The sequence below is a fragment of the Microcystis sp. M090S1 genome (genome assembly GCF_020246295.1).
Classification (GTDB): domain Bacteria; phylum Cyanobacteriota; class Cyanobacteriia; order Cyanobacteriales; family Microcystaceae; genus Microcystis; species Microcystis aeruginosa.
Genome location: NZ_JADBTF010000107.1, coordinates 1 through 8,068 on the forward strand (window position 1 = coordinate 1; position 8,068 = coordinate 8,068).

Sequence of the window (8,068 nt, forward strand, 5' to 3'; positions counted from 1 at the left end):
AGATGAACGTAGGTTGGGTTGAAGCATGAAACCCAACGCCCGCTCATGTTACGCTACCGCTAACCCATCCTACAAATAATTGTGCCTCCCTACTAAGAAAAAATCTAGGGGATTCCATGATTGATAACGAACAGGTTTAATAACTTGCTATCTAAGCATAAATCAGTTACAATTCTTGCAAATTAACTTCGTCTGTGAGGAAAGCTGGAAGTGTTGTTAAAAAAAGCCAAAAGAAACGGCCGTATAAGACACATATTTTCTGGAGGAATTTTGATCACATCCTGTGTGGGGACAGCCATACTTTGCGATCGGGTGAAGGCCCTTCCTTCCCCCTTAGACATTGACGCTGCTTCTATTCGGGTATCCCAGGAAAAAATTATCATTAATTCCCCCGTAGAATTAGAGAGGACAGAAAGAGTTCTGACCACCAATTCCTTCTCGACAACAGAGGGATTAGCCGATAGTAATCTGCCCTCATCCTTAGAAAATAAACTAGGGAAATCTTCCCTCGATACTTTAGCAACAGAAAAGACCAGGACAATTTCAACCCTAGAAGAATGGAAGGCGAATCTAGGGACAACGCAAGCAAGTCAGCTTTTACCAGCAGGAGTTAATAACTCGCCAGAAGTCGAAAAATGGCAAGCACAGGCATCTACCCCCGTTGATCCCAATATTTCTCCCGAATTGCAGCGTTTACGTCAAGATTTCCTGATTGAGGAACCGCGAACCCTTTCTGCGAAACTGGCGGAATTTGTGGTTGCCCCTAGTGCCAGTATTTCTACTCCCATCGGTTTTGGAGCGAATTTTGGGCAGATTTTCGGTGGTTTCGGTTTCCAGTCGAGAACCCGTTTTACCAATCAAGCAGATGGCGGGTTAGCCCTAGGGGGCGGTTTGGGAGACCCCCAGAAAATTGTCGGTTTGGATGTAACTCTGGCGATTTTGAGCCTTTTTGGTGATAATGCCGGACGGGGTAGTTTTAGCTTTAAAATTCACCGTTCTCTGCCAGAAGGTTTTGCTGTGGCCCTAGGATTTGAAAACGCCATTCGCTGGGGTGAGACAGATGCCGGTAGCAGTATCTACGGGGTGGTGAGCAAATTTTTTCAGTTCACAGAAACAACGAAAGAACCCTTTAGTCAATTGACGCTCTCTTTGGGTGTTGGTGGTGGTCGTTTTCGCTCGGAAGGAGCCATCGAAGATGGGGTAAATTCGCTGGGTGTCTTTGCTAGTGCTGGTTTACGAATTGTTGAACCAGTCTCGGCCATTGTCGAATGGTCGGGTCAAGATTTAAACGCAGGTATTTCCCTGATTCCCTTCCCGAAAGTCCCCTTGACGATTAACCTTGCCGGTGCTGATTTAACGGGCAATGCCGGGGACGGCGCTCGCTTCGTCATGAGTATCGGCTACAATTACTTTTTCCCCCGTTAGTCGGTTTTTAGATTGTTAATTTAGCTTTTTGAATGAGGATAAAGACCATGTTGATGAAATGGTTGACTAATTGGCAAGTTTCCTTAGTGGCGGCGGTTTTGCTGACCAATGCCCTAGTCTCTCCCGGTATGGCGCAAACCGGCAACCAATCCGATGCCACCGGACCAATTCTTTCCACTGGGGATTTTGCTGGTCAAACTTTCCCCACCACCACGACGGTAACGGGATTTCAGGGGGGAGAACCGGCTCAAATCGCTGTTAATCAGGCGGCGGCTTCTCTGAATATTCAGTTAGCTGATAATAATTTAACCTCCCCCACGGGTACCCCGATTCCCGCAGCCGTTCAGGAATTGCTACTGAGCATCTTAACAGGGGATGCACAGGCGGGTAATAATATCAATGCTGTCATTGCCGCTCTTTACTCAGCCCCCGGCGCACCGCCTTTAAATGTTATTGAAGACTTATTGGCCAGCTTAGAGAGACTGACCAGGGATGAGAAGGTAGTTCCAGCTAAATTGCTGGCGGCGGTGCAGGCCTATAATGCGATGATTTTAGCCAGTAACGAAGAGTTTCTCCGCAATCCCCCCGCAGAACTACGAGCAATTCAAGCATCCTTAGTTAAATTGGTGGGACTCACTATTAGCTAACCCGCATTTTCCCTGCTGACTTTACCATAGTCTTCTCGGATTAGAGGGCTGTGGTGAAGGCTCCACGGTGGGCGCGGTGGTTGGCTGTGAGGGAGTTACAGGAGGGGTATTTCTTCCCCCTAAAGATTCTTGGAGCTTGTCGCGCAGTTTTTTGGCAGTATCGGAGTTAGGATTAATTTTGAGAGCTTGTTCGTAGGCAGCGAGCGCCTCTTGGGGGCGTTTCCAGTAGGTCAAGACCAGACCTTTCCCGTACCAAGCTTGATAGAGTTGAGCATCGAGTTGCAAGGCTTTTTCATAGGCGGCATAGGCGAGGGCTAATTGTCCTAACCGCCACATTTTATTGCCTTGATTAAGCCAGTTTAGGGGATTAGTATCGTTCTTATGGGGAAATTCAAAAGCCTTGTATAATTCATCCCCAATTTCTTGCAAAGATAAGGCATTGGGGGGCGAATTTTCGACATTTATCTGCCCTTGAATGCCAGACTGGGGTGCTAATTTCAAAAAAGTAGTGATGGGAATAGCGAGACTAAAGCCAATTGGCACGGGAACCTTTTCGATTTTTTCGGCTTCATTTTGTCCGTGAACCGCGATGACTCGTCCATTGAGATCCAACACTGGACCGCCACTCATGCCCCCATAGGTGACACTGGTATAAACTATCTCATACCCCAACTCCGGGGGAAATATTTTCAGCAAGGGTGTAATGTCCTTGGGCAGCACTTTCCCCAGATTGAACAATCGTTTCCGCTTGCCGATAAATTTCGGATCCGGCCATCCAGAAGCAAAAATAAATTGTTCGTCAGCTACTTGATAGTTAGCCAAGGTCGCCAATTGATAATTTTGGTCGCTCTGAAACTGCACGAGAGCTAGATCTACTCCGGGTAATTTTTTGATGCTATTGTAATCGAGCGGATATTTCTTACCATCCCAGGTAATAATTTTTAGTTGATCGTAATAGAACTTGCAGGCATCTCTAGCATCTTTACAGATCACATGACTGGCAGTAAGAACAGTATAAACTTTTCCTTCTTTGGCAATAATTGATCCAGAGCCATTAGCAGTAATTTTCCCATTCGCCCCCTCTTCTTCTGAGGGGATTAAAACGGTAATCTTTTCAGCAATTTTTTCTATCTGCTCAGTTGTTGATGCCTTAGCAATCTGAGGAGAAACCACAAACACCGCTATACTAACTAGGGCGGCGGAAATTTTCAAGAAATTGTTGCTCATTCTGGTTTAAAAATACAGTTGAGTGGAATTTACCAGAGGGGTGTGGGAGCGGGATTCTTTTCTCTTGGGGTTGACGAGGATGGAGAAGGAAAATCTTCCCAGAAAGTGGGTTCTCTATGGGTGGGAAGCGGTGGGGGTGAAACTGAGGGCCGTTGCCGACTGGAAGCAGATAGAGAAGATGACCCCGATTGTAAAAAAGTCCCGATAGGAATCGCCCAACTTAATCGACTCATTTGTTCCCACAGTGCCGGTGAAGTCACTGTTCCATCAGCAAAAACGTAGGATTTACCCCAGAGAGGATAAGCATGAATCCCGTTAATGCCAATAACTTTACCTTGCCGATTCAGCAGCGGTCCGCCACTCATGCCATTTTTAATCTTATTGGTATAGCCGATTTGGTAGCCTCTCGAAAAGGATTTATCACTCAAAAGCGACACTTTACCCAGGGTGAAGGTAAATCCTTGTTCTGTCGGGCGATCGCCATCGTAGGGAAAGCCAGCGGCGAAAACTTCATCTCCGATAGCGAGATCATCGACATTAGCCAAATCAGCAATAGAATAAACTTGGCTACTGCGAAAAGAAATTAAGCCTAAATCATAATTATTCAAGCGAATTGTTCTGACCAACTCACCCCGATGTATCTTGCCGTCAGGGGTTTGTATTTGCCAACCCCGAGGGCGATCCCGCCCTAAAACATGGTCATTAGTGAGGACTTTGTAGGAAGCACCCTGCTTTTCGACTAAAATGCCCGAACCCCAGCCTTGCCCTGATAACACCTTAACAGTAATTGCTCTGGCTAACTGACGCAGCTGTTGTTCTGAAAGTTGTTGAGAGCTATGGGCATTGGCCTGGTTAGGTTCCAGAGCAGGAGCATAGCTTTGCACAGCAAGCAAAGGTGTGGACAGTCCCAATAATAAACCGCCCACACCAGCCAAAATTCTTTTTATCGCCCGACTCACTTGATTACTATGCTCCTATCTATAGAACTAGAAAAGTTTACCAAACAGCGGGCGTTGGGTTTCCTTGCGTCAACCCAACCTACCTTATCTATAGAACTATACAAGTTTACCAAACAGAACCACCCGATGGTTTTTGGGGGGGTTGTTCGGGAGAAGTCTCCGGCAGTGGAGAGGGGGACGAACCGGTGGCAGGATTTGTTTCCACGGGAGCATTTTCTAGGAATTTGTTGAAATGGACAATGACAGAATCCGATGAGCTTTCAAACAAAGGCTCGGTTCTGGAACCCTCCCGGAGGTCGAATAGCTGTGCGATTTTCTCGGTTGCGTCTTCCCCTTTCTTGAGGGTAAATAATAGGTTATCGCGATTTGCCCGTTCTCGTCCATTACTAGGGGAATAGATGACCGGCAGACCATTGAGATAGCCAGTGGTAATAATATCAATTCCGCCTGGTCGAGCGTAAAGGGTATTGAATCGTTTAGTTACTTCTAGACACCGTTGCTGGGGAGTGTAACCGGAACCGCTAGAATAACGAGAAACCCAACGAATCACAGCTTTGCGTTCATTAGAGCCGACTTTGGCATAGGTTGTGGGAACTCCTACATAGGGGCCTGTCACTGGTAAAAGACACTCGAATCTGGTTTGAGCTTGGCTCGGTGATTGTAAGGTCAAGGCAGCTCCTACACCAATCAGACCAATAGTCAGAGTTTTTGTCAAAGTTTGTAATGTCATTGTCCTTATCCTAATCCTGCAAAGGGACTCTACTATACACTTCAAAGGTAGCTATTATCTCTCCGCAAAACCAACAAAAGCAAGGCTTTTGCAACAATTCTTATTTTTTGGATTAGCTTTTCTTCAAACTCCTTTAAGAGAGCAATCAGATGAGTTCGTTTACCCCAAAGCAGACCAAACTTCTAACTTACTGACCACGCGACGAATCACCTCATCGGTAAACTCACTCATGGTCATTTGTCCCCCTAAATCGGGGGTTTTTTTGCCCTCGTGAATAGTTTCAAAGACACTTTCATAAATTGCCCTGGAAGCTTTACGCGCTTCGTTAGTTTCGATATAACCTAACAAAGCTGCCGAGGCTAAAATCATCGCCATGGGATTAGCGATATTTTTGCCCTCTAAAGCGGGGGCAGTGCCGTGGGGAGCTTCTGCCATAATAGTTTTAACCGCTAAGGTCTCCTCATCAAATCCCAAAACTAAACTTTCGGCCCCGGCAATACTGCCATAGAGTTGCAAGACAAAATCAGATAATAAATCGCCATCGCGATTAAGTGCTGGAATCACCAAAGCTTCGCCGTCGGTTTGTAAAAGTAGGGCAAAAGTTGCGTCAATTAACAGGGGTTGATAACGCACTTCCGGATGTCTTTGGGCCGCCGCGTCTAATTCCTCTTTAAACATCCCTTCGTAGGTGGCACTAACGGTGAATTTTGGGCCGCCAAATACCCGCGCCCCGGTTTTTTTGGCCTGTTGAAAGGTAAACTCGGCCACAGCGCGACTGGTAGCCCTAGAAATGCGCGAGGTGCGATAGGCAATTTCATCGCCGGTGGCAGTGGTTTCTCGCCATTCTTTGGCCCCGTAGGCATCATCAACGGCCATGCGGACAATGGCAATGGGAGAATAAACGCCCCCAATCGGACGAATACCGGGGATACGGCGACCGATACGGAGAATTACCTGAGAATTCATTGCTTCTCTTAAAATAGCGTTAGGACTGCCCACATCTCCTTTAATTTCTGGGGTAATAGTGGCAGCTTTGAGTGCTAATCCGGTTTTTAGAGTCGCTTCAGCGGCCTCGTGAACCACTTGATTGTTACTCTGGCGACGCTGGGCTAAACTAAGATCAAAATCGGCAAAGTTAAGCGGTTGACGAATTATCGAGGGTTGCAATACTCTCAGGGCTTCTAGTAATAGTTCTTCTCCAGTTTGGTCGCCGTGCATGACCACAATAGTGGGGATATTTTCAGTCATAATTTTTGAGTTTTAATAAAAATTTTCAAGTATATCTTAATGCTTAATTGACCGTTTAATCGGCTAAAAAAGATACTTTTTACCTTAATTAATTCTGTAATTTTATCAATCTTGTAGAAAAAGATATATAATACCAAATCTGGTTATTAAAAACCGATTATTTATTCTCCCTTTTGCATAAGTGCCTCTTGCATGAGTGCCTCTTGCCTTAAACCCTAATTAATATTATGCCCGATCGCTAATTAAATTAACAATCGGGCAGTGGTGAGAATTAATTAACCCAAGATTTAGAAAGCTTGTTCAACTTCGGCAATTTCGGGAATCACTTCCCGGAGACGACGTTCGATGCCCATTTTTAGGGTCATGGTGGAACTGGGACAGGAACCGCAAGCGCCTTGAAGACGCAGTTTGACGACTGGCCCGTCGATTTCGACTAATTCCACGTTACCACCATCCGCCATCAGGTAGGGGCGCATTTCATCTAAAACTTGTTCGACGTTATTGGGAGTCAGTGTTAAAGACATAATCAGCTTCTGGTCAGAGATTTATTACAGTGTAAGTAAGTGGTTTCAATTAAATTGAAGATAGATCTTGTCTTTGATCCCCCCTGCCCCCCTTGATAAGGGGGGTGCCGATAGGCGGGGGGATCTACCCTTGATAAGGGGGGTTTGATCCCCCCTGCCCCCCTTGATAAGGGGGGTGCCGATAGGCGGGGGGATCTACCCTTGATAAGGGGGGTGCCGATAGGCGGGGGGATCCGACAATTTTTAACACCCACCTACTTAGTTACTTCAATCCTAACGCTTTTTGGGCGGGGATAACCCTTAAGCTTCTAAAAGCTGTAGATTGATAAAAGTGAATTCTGTGGTGGATTTTTCGCCCCCGGCATCGATTGCGTTAATTACTTGACAGGAGGGTAAATAATAATTACCGATTTTTTCGTAGGTTTCCTTAAAGTCACGTTTTCCCTTTAATTCATCGGTTTTAGCATTGCGGAAAATGGCATTATAGCGAATAGAAATATAACCTTCTCCCGTATCGAGACTTTCCTCGGTATTAATAGTAAAAGCCATCGGTCCCATGACTCGACTGACTTGACAGATTTCCTGGCCGCGCACTTTATAATTAGACCCCATAGCATCGCCGGTGACAAGAATTTCTACTGCACCGGTGGGATCATCTTGCCCGAAATTAAACTGGTTTTTGCCGTGGGAAGCATCAAAATTGCCTCTTTTACGGTGAGTAACGATGTCGCGCATTTGATTATAGATACTTTCTTGCACTTTCTCGTCATCAATGCCCGTTACTTCCACACTATAATCGGCATTAACTTGAATTTTGCCCGTATGGACTTCCTCTCCTTGGGTGAGGATAATATCAGCAGTGTAACCGGGGAATCGTTCATCCCAAGTGTAACGGTTTTCGTAGGCGGAGCGGAAAATATCTCGGGCGTTCGTCGTGGCTACAGTCATAATCGCTTTACTTGTGTTGATAACTCCATTTATATCATTGTCGCTGATTTTTTCGCCTCTGGCCGAGATTTCTAGAAAACTAGATGAATTTGACAACTTAACTACCTAGGCGTATCGCGATAGTATTTGATGATCAAAAAATCGGGCTAAAATAGAAAAAACTCACCCTCAGCGACCAAGGCGATGGCAGAAGAAACGGCGAAAATCAAGCTTTATCGGAAAACCTATCAACTTCCCCAACTAAATCGCCCCGATTTATTAGTTTTGCAGGATCAGATTCAAGAAAGACAGCAACTGATTAAAACCGGAAAACGGGTCCGCAATACATGGCTAGGATTGAGGAAAAAAGAAGAACCCCTC

The 8,068-nt window shown here is 45.7% G+C and carries 8 protein-coding genes and 1 pseudogene; 3 read left to right on the plus strand and 6 right to left on the minus strand.

The window, feature by feature from the left end:
- Positions 1 to 210: 210 nt before the first annotated feature.
- Both IM477_RS04915 and IM477_RS04920 read left to right on the plus strand, forming a co-directional pair.
- A complete protein-coding gene (locus IM477_RS04915; RefSeq protein WP_190722706.1) occupies positions 211 to 1,425 on the plus strand; it encodes a hypothetical protein in 1,215 nt (404 codons plus the stop codon).
- A gap of 47 nt (positions 1,426 to 1,472) precedes the next feature.
- A complete protein-coding gene (locus tag IM477_RS04920) occupies positions 1,473 to 2,072 on the plus strand; it encodes a hypothetical protein (RefSeq protein ID WP_190722707.1) in 600 nt (199 codons plus the stop codon).
- 21 nt (positions 2,073 to 2,093) lie between these two features.
- Here IM477_RS04920 and IM477_RS04925 read toward each other — a convergent pair whose 3' ends face one another.
- The 6 genes from IM477_RS04925 to IM477_RS04950 all read right to left on the minus strand — a co-directional run bounded on the left by IM477_RS04925 (position 2,094) and on the right by IM477_RS04950 (position 7,708).
- Positions 2,094 to 3,299 carry a tetratricopeptide repeat-containing S1 family peptidase gene (locus IM477_RS04925; RefSeq protein ID WP_287730771.1) on the minus strand — a complete coding sequence of 402 codons (1,206 nt, stop codon included), beginning with the start codon at positions 3,297 to 3,299 and terminating at the stop codon, positions 2,094 to 2,096.
- Between the two features lie 29 nt (positions 3,300 to 3,328).
- Positions 3,329 to 4,258, minus strand: a complete 930-nt coding sequence (locus IM477_RS04930) for a S1 family peptidase (protein ID WP_287730772.1) — start codon at positions 4,256 to 4,258, stop codon at positions 3,329 to 3,331.
- Positions 4,259 to 4,364: 106 nt separating this feature from the next.
- A complete protein-coding gene (locus IM477_RS04935; RefSeq protein WP_190722710.1) occupies positions 4,365 to 4,988 on the minus strand; it encodes a COP23 domain-containing protein in 624 nt (207 codons plus the stop codon).
- A gap of 159 nt (positions 4,989 to 5,147) precedes the next feature.
- Positions 5,148 to 6,236, minus strand: a complete 1,089-nt coding sequence (locus tag IM477_RS04940; protein ID WP_002766299.1) for an isocitrate/isopropylmalate family dehydrogenase — start codon at positions 6,234 to 6,236, stop codon at positions 5,148 to 5,150.
- Positions 6,237 to 6,523: 287 nt separating this feature from the next.
- Entirely contained in the window at positions 6,524 to 6,760 is a 237-nt protein-coding gene (locus IM477_RS04945) for a NifU family protein (RefSeq protein WP_002735229.1), read from the minus strand.
- A 300-nt stretch (positions 6,761 to 7,060) separates the two neighbouring features.
- Positions 7,061 to 7,708 (minus strand): DUF3386 domain-containing protein, encoded by a 648-nt coding sequence (locus IM477_RS04950; RefSeq protein WP_061431404.1) that lies wholly within the window; start codon positions 7,706 to 7,708, stop codon positions 7,061 to 7,063.
- Between the two features lie 183 nt (positions 7,709 to 7,891).
- Between IM477_RS04950 and IM477_RS04955 the strand changes: the two are divergent.
- Positions 7,892 to 8,068: pseudogene (locus tag IM477_RS04955) on the plus strand (formylglycine-generating enzyme family protein); the annotation flags it as partial.